This window comes from Vibrio sp. MM46 (assembly GCF_027587135.1).
GTDB classification, from domain to species: Bacteria; Pseudomonadota; Gammaproteobacteria; order Enterobacterales; family Vibrionaceae; genus Vibrio; species Vibrio harveyi.
The window spans coordinates 55078-71642 of the sequence record NZ_JAPPTO010000030.1 but is presented as its reverse complement, the minus strand read 5'-3'; the positions used below and the strand labels follow the sequence as shown (position 1 = coordinate 71642).

Genomic DNA, 16565 nt, shown 5'->3' with positions numbered 1-16565 from the left:
CTTTGTTGAGTTATTCATCAAAATGATTATCAAAATAAACTCATAAAGGTAAAATAGAGTGGCAATATAGTTCGCCTCGCTGGGGTTCTTTCAGTTTTGGCATATAGAGCGTATAAATCCGAAGTTGTGCTAGATAGTCCTCACACGGCTAGCCGCCTTTTGTTTATTCAGTTCATTGCCACTTTCTTATATTGAAAGTGCATATGAAACTAACTTTTTTTGTCTATATACACTTATAAAAGTCAGATAGAAAAAATATAAGTATTTTATTTAATCGCTTGTTTACAATAAGTAAACATTTGACCCTTTTGGATAAATGTCGCATGAATGCAAAGAATAAACTTTTAGCATCAATAGGTATTTTAATAATTACGATCGTAACTATTATTTCAGTGTTGAGTTACAACCAAATTAACTCTTCTTCCACAAACTCTTACCAAACTAACCTTTCTACCAGTACGCATTTAATAACGTCAGCTGTTGAACAAAAGATCCAAACTTACTTTACGAGCTTAGAAGCGACAGCGTCTGCCATTGAAGTCAACAACCAAACTGCATCTATTGATAACCGTATGGTGGAGATGTTGGTTCAAGGTACAAAGAGCCTAGGGGTTTCCAACTACTTTATCGCGCTTCCTGACGGAACTCTTTACGATTCAGATTCAAAAGGTCTGCATCCAACTTTTAATGCTAAAAAGCTGCAAAGGGAGTGGTATGTAAAGGCGATGTCTGGGCAGGACCAAGTCGTAACTAAGCCGTTTAAAGCGAGCACGGGACAGATGTCTATTTCTCTCGTTATTCCGGTAAAACGAAACGGTGAGGTCGTGGCGATTGTTGGTTTGAGTCTGCTGATGAACGATTTGACTCGCTTCATTAATGGGTTGGCGGAAGACAGCAATGTTTTTGTTGCTCGTGAAGATGGTTACTTGATGGCGGCGTATGAAGAGCAGCTTGTCGGCGAAGATTTGTTTGAGTTACGACCTTCATACAAGCAGTACGCGAGTGATGCATCTAGCTCACACTCTTACACGGTTCCAGACCGTGGTGAGTTTTACGTTGTATCTGAACGTTCGAAAGCGCTTGGTTGGACCGTTTGGGCTTTCGCGAGCTGGGAAGACATTAAAGCTACGTCTCGTGAAGCAGTGATCACCAACTTAGTTTCTGGTCTTGTGTTCATTATTATTGGCACGCTAGGTGCGTCATTGTTAATTCAAAAGTTGTTGTACAACCCAATTGGTGGCGAGCCGAAAGAGATTGAACGTCTAGTCGACAAGATTGCGAATGGTGATCTGACTGATATTCCAGCTGCAAAAGGCAGTGACATTGGTGTGTATCGTTCAACATTGTTAATGGCAGATAAGTTGAAGACTATGATCACCGACATCAATTTGTCTTCGGAAGAGCTTATTGAAGCGTCGAGCAAGCTGGAGCGTTCATCTATCAAAGTGGATGGCTCATCTAAATCTCAAATGATGCAACTGGAGCAAGTTGCAACAGCAATGAACGAGATGACAGCAACGGTGGCTGAGGTTGCCCAAAGTGCGGTTGAGGCATCAAGCTCATCAAGCGATGCAAATAACAGCTCAGAGCAAGGTTTGACGGTTGTTGCTCAAATGAACTCTGATATCACGACGCTTGTAAACGACATCAACCAGGTCCAACAGGTGATACGTAACGTTCATACTGAAACGGAAAATGTCGGCGGTATTCTGGATGTGATTCGTGGCATTGCTGATCAAACGAACCTGCTTGCACTGAATGCTGCTATTGAAGCTGCACGTGCTGGTGAGCATGGTCGCGGTTTTGCTGTAGTAGCGGATGAAGTTCGCTCTCTTGCGACGAAAACGCAACAAAGCACCAATGAGATTCAATCGATGATTGAAGTTCTGCAAGAGCAAGCGAACAAGTCGGTATTGCTGATGCAAGACAACTCGGACAGTGCAAAACGCACGCTTGATAAGGCAGAAGAGGCGACGTTATCTCTAGACCAGATTCGCCATGAAATCCAGCGAATCCAAGATATGAACCACCAAATTGCCACTGCGGCTGAAGAGCAATCTCAGGTGGCGCATGAGATCAACGAAAGCGTGATTAACGTGAATGATCTTGCACGTGATACGACGGTAGATGTTCAAGACAATGTGGATACATCAGAAGCCTTGATTGCGATGTCGAATAAGCTTCGTGATAGTGTCAGCATGTTTAAGTTGAACTAAGTTATATCGTTCAAGATTAAGACTTAACACCAACGAAAGAGAGGCGCATGCCTCTCTTTTTATTGCCTTTCATTGACTTCCTTTCCATTAGGTTTTTCAACAAATCTCGTTAAAACCTAAACTCATTGCACCAGTCATATACTCTGCTTTGTTGGTTGTTCATTATACAAAAAATTAACAATCTAAATTTTTATACATTTTTATTGCATAAAATCTCTTTCTTGCTAGTATAACTCCCAGATGACAATTAATGCAGTATGGCAGCATGAGTATTCAAGTTAAAAGTATCAATAAATCTTACGGCGATACCCAAGTTTTACACGATGTCAGTTTTAATTGTGAAAGCGGTGAAACGCTGGTGTTACTCGGTCCAAGTGGTGCAGGGAAGAGCTCTCTACTACGTGTTCTTAACCTTCTTGAAGGCGCGGATAATGGGCAATTAAACATCGCTGATGACGCATTCGACTTTTCAACTGAAATCAAAGAGAAACAAGGTTTAGCGCTTCGTCGTAAAGTGGGCATGGTTTTCCAACAGTACAATCTATGGCCACACATGACAGTGATGGAGAACCTGATTGAGGCTCCGGTAAAAGTCTCTGGCATGGATAAAGAACAAGCGAAGAAGCAGGCAATGCAAATTCTCGCAACGCTGCATTTGGCAGACAAAGCGGATGCATGGCCGATGCAACTTTCTGGTGGTCAGCAACAACGTGTGGCGATAGCCCGTGCGCTGATGATGAAACCAGAAGTATTACTTTTTGATGAGCCTACCGCAGCGCTTGACCCTGAAATTACGAATCAAGTGGTCAAGATTATTAATGATTTAAGCGAAACGGGAATTACACAAGTTGTTGTGACCCATGAGGTGGATTTCGCCAAGAAAATCGCTAGCCATGTTCTATACCTAGAAAAAGGGCACATCGTAGAGCACGGTACGCACGACGCATTTGTTAATCCGCAAACCACTCAGTTTGCCGATTACCTAAATCACTAAATTACGTTTTTAAAGTTCAGTCTATTTAACAGATAAGCTCGGCTGTCATTGCGAGTGTCAGCCCACTAAGTACACACGGAGTATTGCAATGAAAAAGATTCTACTAGCTTCACTAATCGGCCTTGTCTCAGCGAACGCAGCAGCACAAGAAGAGATCAAATTTGCGATGGAAGCGACTTACGCACCGTTCGAATACATGGATGAAAACAACCAAATCCAAGGTTTTGATGTGGATCTGGCGAACGCACTATGTAAAGAAATGGAAGCAAAATGTACCTTCCACAACCAGTCTTTTGACAGCCTGATCCCTGCATTAAAATTCAAGCGTTACGATGCGGCTATCTCTGCAATGGATATTACTGATGCACGTTTGGAACAAGTAAACTTTTCTGACCCTTACTACGACAACTCAGCAGCGTTTGTTTCTATCAAAGAAAAAGTGGCTGATCAAAAAGCACTAGAAGGTAAGCGTGTTGGTGTTCAAAACGGTTCAACACACCAAAGTTACCTGATTGAGCAAATGCCGGGCGTAACCGCGGTTCCTTACTCAAGCTACCAAGACGCGTTCATCGATATGAAAAATGGTCGTATTGATTCTGTATTCGGTGACACAGCAGTCGTAGCAGAATGGTTCAAGAAAGAAGACAACCTAGCTTACGTGGGTGAGCACGTCACTAACCCTAAATACTTCGGTAACGGTTTCGGTATCGCAGTAAACAAAGGTAACGACGAGCTAGTGAACAAGCTGAACACGGCACTGAAAACAGTGAAAGCAAACGGCGAATACGACGTAATCTACAACAAGTACTTCGGTAAGTAATATGGCACTAACGGGTTACTCTTTATCGCTTGTTCAAGCTAGTTGGATGACTGTCCAGCTAGCCTTCACAAGCCTTTTAGTCGGTTTGATTCTGGCAGTGGTATTCGCCAGTGGTGAAATGTCTCGCCGTGTTTTCGTTAAATGGCCAATGACGGCGTTTGTGACGATTGTACGTGGCTTGCCAGAAATCCTTGTCGTGTTGTTCATCTATTTTGGTTCGACGCAGGTTCTGTTTTTAATCACCGGCGACTTTATTGAAGTTAGCCCGTTCTTGTCTGGCGTGGTGGCGTTGTCATTGATCTTCGCCTCTTATGCTTCTCAAACTTTACGTGGCGCATTGAAAGCCGTTGGAAGAGGGCAAAGAGAGGCAGCAAGTGCACTCGGCATCAGTCAAGCACACGCTTTTGTTCGCATTGTTTTGCCACAAGCGGTAAGACACGCGCTACCAGGTTTAACTAACCAATGGTTGGTTTTGCTGAAAGATACCGCGCTTGTATCACTGATTGGCGTAACTGATTTATTGAAGCAAGCGCAGCTAACATCTGCAGCGACGCATGAAGCGTTTACATGGTACGCAACTGCTGCGGCGATTTACTTAGGCATTACTTTGATTACGCAACGTGCCGTAAAACTGATTGATAAGAAGTTCTCAATTCAAGGTATGAGTATGGGACAGGAGGCTACCGCATGAACGAACAACACGTTTGGCAAATGCTGGATGGCTTAGGCACTAGCCTCCAATTGACCGCTGCTTCTTTGGTGGTGGGCTGTCTCTTAGCTTTGATGATGACGCTGACTCTGATCTTACGTACTCCGGGTTTGCATTGGTTAAGTCGTGGCATCATCACCTTGTTTACTGGTACGCCTTTATTGGTGCAGATCTTCTTGGTGTACTACGGTCCGGGTCAGTTTGATGTCGTAAGAGAAAGCGTATTCTGGACATGGTTAAGCCAACCTTGGTTTTGTGCGATGTTAGCACTAGCACTCAATACCGCTGCATACAGCACTCAGTTGTTCAAAGGGGCGTTTAACGCGATTCCTTCCGGTCAATGGCAAGCGTGTCGTGCATTAGGCATGAACAAAACCGCAACATTGAAAGTGCTTCTGCCATACGCTATTCGCCGTGCTGTTCCGGCTTACTCGAACGAAGTGATTTTGGTCTTCAAAGGCACGTCACTAGCAAGCACGATTACGATCATGGATCTGATGGGTTATGCGCAGCGCATTAACGCACAAACCTACGATACGTTGACGGTATTTGGTATTGCAGGCGCATTTTATTTAACGGTAAATGGTGTGCTAACTCTCATTTTCCGGCAGGTAGAGAAGAAAGCATTGGCGTTCGAAGCCGCATAATCCTTCAATCAACACTCATCATTTAGTTCCACAGTGCCTCTGCGAATGGCTCTCTTGCAGGGGCATTTTTTATATTCGTCATGACAAATTCCTCAAGTTCCACCAAACTTAATTCAACCCAATTGCATTGGTGGCATCATGGAAAGAAGACACTTTTTAGCACTGTGGGCATTGTTGTTCGCCCCCTCTTTAAAAGCGAAAACGCCAATGCGGCCGACGCCAGCACAAACAGAGGGACCATTTTATCCAGTAGTGGATATTCCTCTTCGTCAAAACTTGATTCTGCAATCAGAAGGCTTGCTCGGTGAACCTATCGTGTTGCAAGGCAGAGTAGTAGATACATCGGGAAACCCTGTCTCAGGCATCAAAGTAGAAATCTGGCAATGCGATGGGCAGGGGATTTACGATCATCCTAAGCAACCAAATAACGATAAGTTTGATACTCACTTTGTTGGCTTTGGCGCAGTCGAAACTCAATCGGATGGTCGCTACTTGTTTCAGACCTTATACCCTGTACCTTATGCTTCTCGCCCACCGCACATTCACGTTAAGTTGTGGCGAGATAATCAAGAACTTCTGACCACTCAGTTGTACTTGAAAGGCAATACTGGCGATGAATGGTGGGGAGGCAAAGCCCGTGATTATCTACAGTTTGAAACTATACGAATCGACGGGCGGTTAACGGGCGAATTTAACTTTGTGATTGGCTAGCTAATCCGGCTAAGCCATTAACTCCCCCAATTGCGCCAAGCATTCTTTATCCAGTATTGGATGAGGCTCGACACCCGTGACCAGCACAATATCCACGGAAGGCAGCGATGGCATATCGTTTAAGATCTCGAGATCATCGCTAACGCTAATACTGCCCATAGCGCCGATAGCCATGCCTGAACGTACAATCGCTCTTTGTGCCGATGCTGTATTGCAACACGCCAGTAGTTGATAAGGGATACCACGTTTGGTTAATCCGTCTACCGCTGCCGCATGGTATTTGCAGTCGGTTTGGAAAAGGGCAAGAGGGAGAGGTTGGGCGGTCTCGATGTTAAAATCAGGGTGAGCAATCCACACGCCTTTGTCGCTTGCTAGCCAATAACCTTCTTCACTGTCCGGTGCTCTAGTCACAATAGCGGCGTCTAGCTTTCCTTCATCCAGCTTTTCTCTCAAGGTGATGCTGGGCTCACTGAAGACTTGAATCGAACACGTGGGTTCAGATTGTTGTAATACACGAATGACTTTAGGCAGGATATTGTCGTTGTAATCTTCTGGACAACCTAAGCGAAGAGGACGCTTATTTTCATAGCGTTTCACCTGTTTCAGCGCTTGATTGTGTAAGCTGACTAGTTGCTCTGCATGAGAGCGTAGTGCCAATCCCGCTTCACTTAAGACAAGACTGCGACCTTCTTTTTCAAATAAGCTGACACTGAGCTCGTCTTCCAGCTTACGCATTTGTGCACTAAACGCTGATTGGGTGCGATTGATCTGCTTGGCTGCACGAGTGAAACTGCCCGTTTCTACAAAAGCAAGAAAGCTGCGCAACGCATCGATATCCATATCTAAAACTCATCCATCGTTTTTGTTGAAGTGTTCCATCAAAACTATCCGTTAGTCCCCTTAAATACAATCAGATATTGTGAATGGGTAATCAAAACACGAACCGCATGGAGGCGTCATGAAACTGTTTATTGCTAACCAAAACTACTCAAGCTGGTCACTGCGCGCATGGCTGATCTTTTCTCAATTCAAATTGGATGTGGAAGTCACCAAGCTCAAGTTATTCTCGGAAGATTTTTATAAGACCTTGGAAGATATTACACCAACGGCGAAAGTACCGGTCTTGATGGATGGCGATGCAACAGTGTGGGATTCATTAGCGATTTTGGAATACGTAAACGAGCAATACTTGCAAAGTAGAGCATGGCCAAGCAACTCTGCAGAAAGAGCTAAAGCACGCGCCATCGCTTCAGAAATGCATTCGGGTTTCTTTGATTTAAGAAACGAACTCCCAATGAATATCCGCGCGCGCAGAAAAGTCGATTTAACTGAAGGTGCACGTAAAGATATTGCTCGCATTGACGCTATTTGGGCAGAACAAGCCAAGCTGCATCCGAACGGCTGGTTATTTGGAGAATGGTCGATTGCAGATGCTATGTATGCACCTGTGGCATTGCGTTTCCAAACTTATGGCATCGAGTTATCGGAAGGTGCCAAAGCTTACCAACAGAAGGTGCTAGCAAGTGAATCTCTAAAGCAATGGTTGGAAGAGGCGAGTCAAGAAACGGATATCGTAGAAGAAGATGAAGCAGGGGTAGAGGTTTAACGGCACTCCTCTACAGTGGTTGCTTAGTCTACGTCTAAGTAATCACTGTAGAGAAAGTGTCAGTAGAAATTAGATTGTTCTCTTTAGATTATTGCGCCTGACTGCACCAATTTATCTTTTGTCCATTACTTAGTTGTGCATAAATGCAACCTGCTTGTACGGCGATATTATTGTTGTCATAAGGAGAAGATGAGAAGTTAGCAATGATTTGACTGCCATTCTCAAAGGTTGTCTGCTGGACCTTACCCTCAGAATCTAACCAAGAAAAATCCACTAACGCTTGGTTCCACAACTGTTGATGAATAGGAGCGAAGCCATCCTGATAGTGCTTTAGCGCTTGTATTCGTTTGCTTTGATCTGTCAGAGCTTCATCTCGAGTGAGATGTACCATCGCTGGGGTGTTGTACAACATCGCAGTTAGATCGCGCTCCATTTTTACATTGCTGAATTTTAGACTGTCAGTATGCCAATGATGAGAGTTAATCACTTCATCATGAAATACCGTTTGATAAAGGGGAACACGATATTGAGGTGCAAAGAGTAGCGAACGATAAGGCTCTTTTACTTTTGCAGATTTAAAGAAGTACTCTGGTTTTTGGTCTGGGTACCAACGACCGAGGTAATACTCAGATTGGCGATGTTTCGTCATGTCGGCGTCAATCCAACCAAAGCCAACCGTTTCTAAGCCGTGAGCAAATGCAATGCCTTTAGTGGTTAACCCGTTGCCGTCCTCAGAGCCCAAAACAAGGTCGCTTTGTTTTGCCAACCAACCTAATCTTTGATTAAACGCGTCTAGCATGTCACTTTCGCCACTGTTGTCGCGGTAATCCTCTCTTGCCATTGCGGTCGCATCGACATCCAAGAAAAGACTATTAAAGTGACCATATTTAACAATATCTAACATCCGACGTTTTACATAGTCCAATTGACAGTTCGGGTTGAGATAATATCCATTCCCTCGAAAGCCAGATTTCTTTTTTCCGCTAGCGAGTTCAATTGCGCACCCTAGGCGCATTTCTTCAGGCAAGTTTGCCGTTAACCAACCGTCGTTACTGCCTTTGTGAATCGCAGTGTTATAAGAATCGTATACGCCAACTAAATAGCCTTGTTGTTTCGCGGTATCTATAAGTTGTGGGTTATAGAAGCTTGGCATCCAATTATCAAAACCAAGCCAAAGATGAGCTAATCCCGCTTTGTGAAAGTTATCGAGCATGCCAGATGAAAGCGCTTGTCCCCAAGTATTTGTGCCATTCAAATAGCGACCAGCATGCGTTGCTAAGTAGGTCTTAATAGATTGAGCCGCGCGGTACTGATCTTGGATAGTATTGTTGTCTAAGGTTGGATAAGAGACAGGGAACTTTGTCGTTAACGAGTCAATAATTGAATCGAGCAGCAGTTGCTTGTGATACTGGCTAAACCATTTTTGCTGTTTTTTTAGTGCGTCTAGCTCTTGTTTTGCGGAGCTTGGCACTGTCAAATTGGATTGTGTCAAATACCAACTCTTCAGGCCCCACCAGTCTTTTACATCACTAATGCTAAGCGGACCTTTACCAAATAAATACACGTGGCTTGCTCCAATCAGTTTCTTTACATTGGCATTGCGTTTTGCTTTTGCACTGAGAGGATCGCTGAATCCTTCATGTTGGCGCCATAGACGATATGCTTTTGCTCCGCTCAACTGCGTGTCATCAATCGATACTTGCAACTTAAAGGGTTCATCTTTATTAAGTTGCGTAAATTGATGGCTCGCAGACATGTTAGTTCGTCCATTGACGCGTTCGAAGTTGAGCAGGTTATTGGTTGGCGTTGTAATGAGATAGTTGATGTACTTACCGTTTTGTTCGACTGTCCAAAATGGCATTTTGAGATCTTGTGTCGTGTTTGAACCCGAATAGTTATCTTCGAGGAACGCAGCCCATTGCGCGTTAGAGATAGGAATTCGCATTCCCTCGCTAAGGGGTAATAGAAGCGTTTGGCTTCGATTTTCATTGAGATCAAACCAATTCAGAGACATTGGTTTTTGGCGAGAAACGGTCGTGTTTGATCCAGAGTCAAAGGAAAGGTCGAGCGTAGAGTCTGATAATCTTGCTGTGACTTCTATTTGGCTAGGAATAAGCTTCCAAGAAACAAGATTCTTTGCCATTTTAAGAATCTCATAACTTTGTTGCTTCTGTTTGTCGACGGTTAATGAGGCTTCGTTTATGGATAATGTATTCCAACGAATTTCCAGTGTTTGCGGTGCAATATAGATTTGGTTGTTTTGATCGTGAAGGTGTATAGGTCGGGCAAAACTTGGTTTGATTGCGATAAGACTAATACTACTAAGAAAAAGAAACAGTAAAACTTTTTTGGGTGACATAATTAAACTCCAATTAACGATAACGTCATTTAATCGAAGTGCGATATTGCGCGTGTCACCTATATGTCTCTATTTATCGATAGGGGATGGCTAATCGCTGGATATACTCAATTTGCACGCCATTTTGAAACTCAACTAATTCAACACTTGCAGTCAAATGTTCTGCTTTGTCCTCAGTGAACGGTTGTTTAGGAATGCCTTCAAGAGAATGGGTAAATGGGATCGCACTGCCTAGCAAATTGTAGTTCTTATCAAACCATTGCCACGTTGTCATGGCTTTTGGGCAAGATGAGACGTTACTTGGCAAAGTTGTTTCGACTGTTCTGTGCCCTTCTTTATTTTCCAGAGATAACCATGGTGCACCTTCCGGAATTGCAATCAGTAAATCTATTTTCTGGTTTCCAAGAGATAAGGTGTAAATTCCCGAGACTGGTTTTTGCAGCAGGTCAATGCTCTCGATTTCTTGATATTGTGGGTTGGCAATCAAGTTACCTTTAAGTAATGCAACACCATTTGGCGATGTGAGTGTAACGGATTGATTTTTCGTGTATTGCTCAACAGAAAGGCGGATTTGATAACCTTGAGAGGTGAGCCCAAATCGCCTAATCACACCAAGCGTGAGTTGTGACGTCAATTTCTTCCCTGAACTCAGCTCCGTTCCACAAGCGGTTTGGGATAGGAGTTCATTCTTGATAGGAACCCAGTATTTGCTACTGATTTCATTCTGACGTAGAGCGAGAAAAAGCTCTTGCCAAGCCAACTGAGGCTGATGAGTCAACGTGGCTTGATAAGTATGTTCCAGCGGAGAGGCTGTAAATAGGTTTGCGTGAGCATAAGTCGACAAAACCGTCCCCGCACCGGCTAAAGCGAATAGGAGCCTTTTGCATACTCGTGTCATTTTTGTTCCTCACGAAGTCGATAACCTACACCGCGATGCGTTTCAATGTTCAAGCTTGGCAGTTTTTGTCTCAAGTGCAATATGTGGTTGTCTACGGTACGAGTGCAGGGAAAGGCTTCATACCCCCAAATTTTGTTCAGCAATTCATCTCGGTGAAAAACTCGCCCTTGGTTTTGAACTAACAGCAATAGTAACTGGAATTCTTTCGGTTTTAGCGCAATGTTCTGCTGTTTAACTCGCGCTACTCTTTGCCCTAAATCCAATTCGATATTCTCGTACGTCAACAAACTAGAACCAAGAGGGCGCAATTGAGTGAGTACTCTTGCAAGTAACTCCTCGCTAGAAAATGGTTTAGTAACGTAATCTTTTGCGCCAGCCATTAGTCCTTCAATACGTTGCTCAACCTCTATTTTTGCCGTTAAAACGATAACAGGTACCGCTTTCAGCAATAGCCACTGAGCTAAGTGTTGTAAACTATCTCCGTCATTTAGCTGACGATCTAAAATTATCACATCCGCTTTATACCAGAGTTTGTTGGCTTGTTCGGCATTGGTCGCCCACAAACACTTGAACTGATGAGATGTGAAAAAGGCAACCAAGCCTTGACCGAGTAGTTCATCATCTTCAATCAGCAGAATGGTCTTCATAAGGTAGCTCCAATATACAACGAGTAGGGTTACGAAGAATGATGAGTTTTCCATTCGCCATCTTCATTAAATGTTTCACAATATCTAAACCAATCCCCATGTTGTTTGAATGAGCCGCTTTTGAAGGAAATAACCGTTGCCAATAAGAAGGGAACTGACCTTCATCTTGCACTTCTATCGTCAGTGTTTGGGAAACTTGAACATGCACAGTGATGGCTCCGGCTCCATGCTGTTGAGCGTTTTTGACTAAGTTTTCAAGACAAATGGTTAACCAGTAATAAGGTAAGCTGAGTTGCTTATCTTGGTTGAGTTGATATCTCACATTATTTTTCTCACAACAGTAGGTTAGCCATTCTTCTAGTGATGCGGTTTGATACAACAACTTATCTGATGTTGAGGTGCTCAAATAGGTCTTACTGTTCTCAGTAAGTTGCGAAAGGCGCTGATAATCTGAAACCAAACGCCAAAACGTATCTTGTAATGTCTCGTCCATATCATCAAATTGATGGCGAAATATATCTACAGTTAGCCCTAAGCTAGTGATAGGGGTTCGAAGTTCATGAGTGAGCAACTGTAAAATAAAACGTTTTTCTCGACGTTGTTTATGCTTTAAAAAGCTCAGTCGAGCAATAAAAGCTAAGCAAATGCCTCCTAAAAGAGTAAGCACGATCTGCCATGAAATTGTCGATGTGTTTCTTTCTGCGATGCATAAATTACTGTAAGTAAAAGCGCAATTCTCACCTTGTAAAGACAGATTGGCTTTTTGAGCTAGCGGCTGCCAAACCGAAGCAGACACCGCTTTTAAGCCACTTTCATTCCCAAGCCATAGGGTATCAGCCTCTAACCATGCTCGATAACCATTTAGCAGGGCATCTCGTCCTTGCGGAGAAAGGGAACCCAGTTTCCGATGTAAGGGGTTAATTGGGTTGGAAATTGTGGTGAATGGTGCAATTGCCATTAATGATTGTGGCTCAATGTTATTATATTTTTTGAGGTATCGATCGGCATAACTACCGCCTGCTGGGTGCATGACATTGTTTGAGCTAAACCAGTCCGGCTTTAATTGTTTTCCTCTACAAAGTGCAAGTTCAAACTCTATCGCTCGGTTAAGTTTGGCGTTATCTGACTTTATGCTTTGGCAATGGGTCGCGGCGGCGTTTAAGAGTCGCAAATCATGCCAAGTAAACGTTTTGAAGTCGGGATAGAGTGCACTACTTTTTAATAAGGCTGGTGGATAACGACTCAATTCGTTCTGTGTAAGGGCATATGGAGTGTTTTGCCATGTATTTTGGTAGAGCTCTTGCCAGCGATTTTGCAAGGTTTCTCCATGCGCCAAGCATGACAGTAAACTGCCAAACAATAAGAAAGATATGCGCTCAAACATGACAAACCTTGGTTTCAAATAGACCCTCGAATTCTAGAGCTATTTCACTGAGTTTTGTAACCCTACTGTCAACAATAGTACCGAAACATAAAAATACGGAGTACAGATAACGGCGATAATATCCGTACCTCGTAGACTTGTTGAGTCGCTGAGTACTCGTCTAGTTACCCAATTCACTTTTACCTTTTCTTCGTAAGTTAGCACTTAAATTACTCGTTATATTCCAGTTCAGAAAAGGCTTAACGCCTAACTAAGCATTAAGGCGTCGCACTTCATCTCCTGCCGTTTTTACCATTCAAATCAAACCACTTAGCCTGTAATCAATGCGTAAAAATCATGGCTGAAATGCAAAGTATTCATTTTACTCATACGGACAAATCAATAATATTTTTGTGGTTATCGAATAAGGACATTGGTTTTCATATCAAAAACACTTGTGGTGCGCTGACCGAACTGGAGGTGCCTTTGATATGAGAATTAATCTGTTAAAGGAAACTATTTATGGCTCAGTTAGTCGATGAAATTGTATTTCAATCAGGGGTCAAACTGCATAATCGTATCGTAATGGCACCGATGACGATTCAGTCTGCATTCTTTGATGGCGGCGTAACGCAAGAGATGATCAACTACTACGCTGCACGTTCCGGTGATGCAGGGGCAATCATTGTCGAGAGTGCGTTTGTAGAAAATTATGGTCGTGCTTTCCCAGGTGCGCTTGGTATTGATACCGACAGCAAAATTGCTGGTTTAACTAAACTTGCCGATGCGATTAAAGCTAAAGGCTCTAAAGCCATTCTGCAGATCTACCATGCGGGTCGTATGGCAAACCCTGAGTTCAATGGCGGACACCAACCGATTTCTGCAAGTCCTGTCGCTGCGCTACGTGACAACGCTGAAACACCACTTGAGATGACCAAAGAGCAAATCGAAGAGATGATCGAGCGCTTTGGTGATGCAGTAAACCGTGCAATCCTTGCTGGTTTCGATGGCGTAGAAATTCACGGCGCAAACACATACCTGATTCAGCAATTCTTCTCGCCACACTCAAACCGTCGTAACGACAAATGGGGTGGCAACATTGAAAGACGTACTTCTTTCCCACTGGCTGTACTTGCAAAAACTAAGCAAGTGGCTGAGCAACATAACAAATCTGATTTCATCATCGGCTACCGCTTCTCTCCTGAAGAGATTGAACAACCGGGCATCCGCTTTGATGACACCATGTTCCTACTAGACAAGCTTGCGACTCACGGCTTGGATTACTTCCATTTCTCAATGGGTAGTTGGTTACGTAACTCAATCGTTACGCCTGAGGACCAAGAGCCGCTAATCGACAAATACCGTAAGCTTCAATCTGAAAGTGTGGCGAAAGTGCCAGTGATTGGTGTTGGTGGCATTGCTCAACGCAAAGATGCAGAAAACGCACTTGAGCAAGGTTACGACATGGTTAGTGTCGGTAAAGGTTATTTGGTTGAACCTACTTGGGCAAACAAAGCGCTTAACGATGAGACCTGTGCCGAGTTCGCGGACATCGCGCAACAAGAAGCACTGCAAATTCCAACGCCACTTTGGGAAATCATGGATTACATGATTGTGGACAGTGCAGCAGAAGCATTGAAGCACCAACGCATCAAAGAACTGCAGAACGTTCCAATCAAATTTAATTCAGGTGAATACACGGCGTATGGTCGTGGTCACAATGGTGATTTACCTGTTACCGTTACTTTCTCTGAAGATAAGATCCTCGACATTGTGGTGGACTCTTCAAAAGAATCGGACGGCATCGCAAACCCAGCATTTGAACGTATTCCTCAACAAATTCTTGATGGTCAAACACTGAATATCGACGTGATTTCAGGTGCGACAGTCAGCAGCCAAGCAGTACTAGACGGCGTATCGAACGCGGTTGATCTGGCGGGCGGTAACTCAGAAGCACTGCGCTGCAAAGCCAAAGAAGCGGTGGCATGGTCATCGAAAACCATCGAAGAAACCGTGGATATCGTGGTTGTTGGTGGCGGCGGTGCCGGCTTGAGTGCAACGTTAACGGCGCTAGATAAAGGCAAGTCGGTTATTTTGCTTGAGAAGTTCCCTGCAATCGGTGGTAACACGGTGCGTACTGGCGGTTGGGTGAACGCGGCAGAACCAAAATGGCAAGGTGATTTCCCAGCACTTCCTGGCGAAAAAGAAACCTTGATGCTGCTAGCGAAAACAGCGGAATCCGAGTTTGCGGGTGAGTACTTAGAAGACTTCAAAGTACTTAAAGCACAACTAGACGGTTACTTTACAGACCTTGAAAACGGCAAGCAGTACTTGTTTGATTCTGTCGAATTACACCGCATTCAAACCTACCTTGGCGGTAAACGTACCGACCTGAACGGTGAATCGATTTATGGTCAATACGATTTGGTTGAAACCCTAACAACTCGTTCTATGGAATCCATTGATTGGTTGAGTGAAAAGGGCATTGATTTTGACCGTAGCGTTGTTGAGATCCCAGTTGGTGCATTGTGGCGTCGTGCACACAAACCTAAACGTCCAAAAGGCGTAGAGTTTGTCGACAAACTATCAAAACGCATTCAAGAACAAAACGGACGCATCATCACAGATACACGTGCAACGGATTTGATGGTTGATAACGGTAAAGTGGTGGGCATCAAAGCGGTTCAGGCGGACGGTACAGAGCTTATCCTTCACGTGAATCATGGTGTGGTGTTGGCTTCTGGTGGTTTCGGCGCAAACACTCAGATGATCAAAAAGTACAACACATACTGGAAAGAAATCGCGGACGACATCAAGACCACAAACTCACCAGCATTGGTTGGTGACGGCATCGAAATTGGTGAGAAAGCAGGCGCAGAATTAGTCGGCATGGGCTTTGTGCAATTAATGCCAGTTGGTGACCCTAAATCAGGTGCGCTGTTAACCGGTCTGATTGTGCCACCAGAGAACTTTGTGTTCGTGAACAAGCAAGGTAAACGCTTTGTTGATGAGTGTGGCAGCCGTGACGTGCTTTCTGAGGCGTTCTTCGACAACGGTGGTCTGATTTACATGATTGCGGACGAGAACATTCGTCAAACCGCAGCGAATACATCAGATGAAACCATCGAACGCGAAATCAAAGAAGGCATCATTATTCAAGCTGACACGCTAGAAGAGTTGGCAGAGAAAATTGGCGTTCCGACGCAAGAGCTCACTAACACCATCGCACAATACAACGCTTGTGTGGATGCAGGACAGGATCCTGAATTTCATAAGAGTGCGTTCGGTTTGAAAGTGGAAAAAGCACCGTTCTACGCGACGCCACGTCAGCCTTCAGTTCACCATACAATGGGCGGCTTGAAGATTGATACTAAGGCGCGAGTGATTGGTAAAGACGGCGAAGTTATTCAAGGTCTGTACGCAGCGGGCGAAGTAACGGGAGGCATCCACGCGGGTAACCGCCTCGGTGGTAACGCGCTGATCGATATCTTCACTTATGGTCGTATCGCTGGTGAAAGTGCTTCTGATCTTATTTAAGCACTTATTCAAGAGCGAAACAGAGCAAGATAAGTAATCAATAAGAGGGGAGTGATGC

Annotated in this window: 13 protein-coding genes; 8 read left to right on the top strand and 5 right to left on the bottom strand. The window is 44.1% G+C overall.

Going from position 1 to position 16565, the window contains the following annotated elements:
- The first annotated feature begins 323 nt into the window (after positions 1–323).
- The 6 genes from OH459_RS24275 (at position 324) to OH459_RS24250 (ending at position 6097) form a co-directional block, all read left to right on the top strand.
- A complete protein-coding gene (locus OH459_RS24275) occupies positions 324–2216 on the top strand; it encodes a methyl-accepting chemotaxis protein (protein WP_005450160.1) in 1893 nt (630 codons plus the stop codon).
- A 265-nt stretch (positions 2217–2481) separates the two neighbouring features.
- Positions 2482–3210, top strand: a complete 729-nt coding sequence (artP, locus tag OH459_RS24270; RefSeq protein ID WP_101905864.1) for an arginine ABC transporter ATP-binding protein ArtP — start codon at positions 2482–2484, stop codon at positions 3208–3210.
- An 88-nt stretch (positions 3211–3298) separates the two neighbouring features.
- A complete protein-coding gene (locus OH459_RS24265; protein WP_005443853.1) occupies positions 3299–4030 on the top strand; it encodes an arginine ABC transporter substrate-binding protein in 732 nt (243 codons plus the stop codon).
- 1 nt (position 4031) lies between these two features.
- Positions 4032–4721: an arginine ABC transporter permease ArtQ gene (gene artQ / locus OH459_RS24260; protein WP_005388570.1), complete on the top strand. Its 690-nt coding sequence runs from the start codon at positions 4032–4034 to the stop codon at positions 4719–4721.
- A complete protein-coding gene (gene artM / locus OH459_RS24255; RefSeq protein WP_009696340.1) occupies positions 4718–5386 on the top strand; it encodes an arginine ABC transporter permease ArtM in 669 nt (222 codons plus the stop codon). Before artQ ends, artM begins: the two co-directional genes overlap by 4 nt.
- A gap of 138 nt (positions 5387–5524) precedes the next feature.
- The gene (locus OH459_RS24250; protein WP_045487337.1) at positions 5525–6097 is read left to right on the top strand and encodes a dioxygenase family protein; all 573 of its coding nucleotides are present in this window, start codon (positions 5525–5527) and stop codon (positions 6095–6097) included.
- Between the two features lie 9 nt (positions 6098–6106).
- Here OH459_RS24250 and OH459_RS24245 read toward each other — a convergent pair whose 3' ends face one another.
- A complete protein-coding gene (locus tag OH459_RS24245) occupies positions 6107–6937 on the bottom strand; it encodes a LysR family transcriptional regulator (protein WP_269989122.1) in 831 nt (276 codons plus the stop codon).
- A gap of 118 nt (positions 6938–7055) precedes the next feature.
- Between OH459_RS24245 and OH459_RS24240 the strand changes: the two genes are divergently transcribed.
- Complete coding sequence (locus OH459_RS24240) at positions 7056–7703, top strand: glutathione S-transferase family protein (protein ID WP_269989120.1); 648 nt, start codon at positions 7056–7058, stop codon at positions 7701–7703.
- An 88-nt stretch (positions 7704–7791) separates the two neighbouring features.
- Here the strand turns inward: OH459_RS24240 and OH459_RS24235 are convergent, their stop codons facing one another.
- The 4 genes from OH459_RS24235 to OH459_RS24220 form a co-directional block, all read right to left on the bottom strand.
- Positions 7792–10062: a glycoside hydrolase gene (locus OH459_RS24235; RefSeq protein WP_269989118.1), complete on the bottom strand. Its 2271-nt coding sequence runs from the start codon at positions 10060–10062 to the stop codon at positions 7792–7794.
- Between the two features lie 73 nt (positions 10063–10135).
- Positions 10136–10960 (bottom strand): DUF2861 family protein, encoded by an 825-nt coding sequence (locus OH459_RS24230; RefSeq protein WP_269989117.1) that lies wholly within the window; start codon positions 10958–10960, stop codon positions 10136–10138.
- Entirely contained in the window at positions 10957–11607 is a 651-nt protein-coding gene (locus OH459_RS24225) for a response regulator transcription factor (RefSeq protein WP_269989115.1), read from the bottom strand. The genes OH459_RS24230 and OH459_RS24225 overlap by 4 nt, the downstream gene beginning before the upstream one ends.
- On the bottom strand, positions 11585–12991 hold the full coding sequence (locus OH459_RS24220; protein WP_269989113.1) for an ATP-binding protein: 1407 nt from the start codon (positions 12989–12991) through the stop codon (positions 11585–11587). Before OH459_RS24220 ends, OH459_RS24225 begins: the two co-directional genes overlap by 23 nt.
- Before the next feature lie 501 nt (positions 12992–13492).
- Here OH459_RS24220 and OH459_RS24215 point away from each other — a divergent pair.
- Entirely contained in the window at positions 13493–16507 is a 3015-nt protein-coding gene (locus OH459_RS24215) for a flavocytochrome c (protein WP_269989111.1), read from the top strand.
- Positions 16508–16565 lie beyond the last annotated feature (58 nt).

What these genes read in the sequence shown, in the direction of transcription:
- OH459_RS24275 (WP_005450160.1), top strand. Translation starts at nt 324, where the DNA reads ATGAATGCAAAGAATAAACTTTTAGCATCAATAGGTATTTTAATAATT.
- artP (WP_101905864.1), top strand. Translation starts at nt 2,482, where the DNA reads ATGAGTATTCAAGTTAAAAGTATCAATAAATCTTACGGCGATACCCAA.
- OH459_RS24265 (WP_005443853.1), top strand. Translation starts at nt 3,299, where the DNA reads ATGAAAAAGATTCTACTAGCTTCACTAATCGGCCTTGTCTCAGCGAAC.
- artQ (WP_005388570.1), top strand. Translation starts at nt 4,032, where the DNA reads ATGGCACTAACGGGTTACTCTTTATCGCTTGTTCAAGCTAGTTGGATG.
- artM (WP_009696340.1), top strand. Translation starts at nt 4,718, where the DNA reads ATGAACGAACAACACGTTTGGCAAATGCTGGATGGCTTAGGCACTAGC.
- OH459_RS24250 (WP_045487337.1), top strand. Translation starts at nt 5,525, where the DNA reads ATGGAAAGAAGACACTTTTTAGCACTGTGGGCATTGTTGTTCGCCCCC.
- OH459_RS24245 (WP_269989122.1), bottom strand. Translation starts at nt 6,937, where the DNA reads ATGGATATCGATGCGTTGCGCAGCTTTCTTGCTTTTGTAGAAACGGGC.
- OH459_RS24240 (WP_269989120.1), top strand. Translation starts at nt 7,056, where the DNA reads ATGAAACTGTTTATTGCTAACCAAAACTACTCAAGCTGGTCACTGCGC.
- OH459_RS24235 (WP_269989118.1), bottom strand. Translation starts at nt 10,062, where the DNA reads ATGTCACCCAAAAAAGTTTTACTGTTTCTTTTTCTTAGTAGTATTAGT.
- OH459_RS24230 (WP_269989117.1), bottom strand. Translation starts at nt 10,960, where the DNA reads ATGACACGAGTATGCAAAAGGCTCCTATTCGCTTTAGCCGGTGCGGGG.
- OH459_RS24225 (WP_269989115.1), bottom strand. Translation starts at nt 11,607, where the DNA reads ATGAAGACCATTCTGCTGATTGAAGATGATGAACTACTCGGTCAAGGC.
- OH459_RS24220 (WP_269989113.1), bottom strand. Translation starts at nt 12,991, where the DNA reads ATGTTTGAGCGCATATCTTTCTTATTGTTTGGCAGTTTACTGTCATGC.
- OH459_RS24215 (WP_269989111.1), top strand. Translation starts at nt 13,493, where the DNA reads ATGGCTCAGTTAGTCGATGAAATTGTATTTCAATCAGGGGTCAAACTG.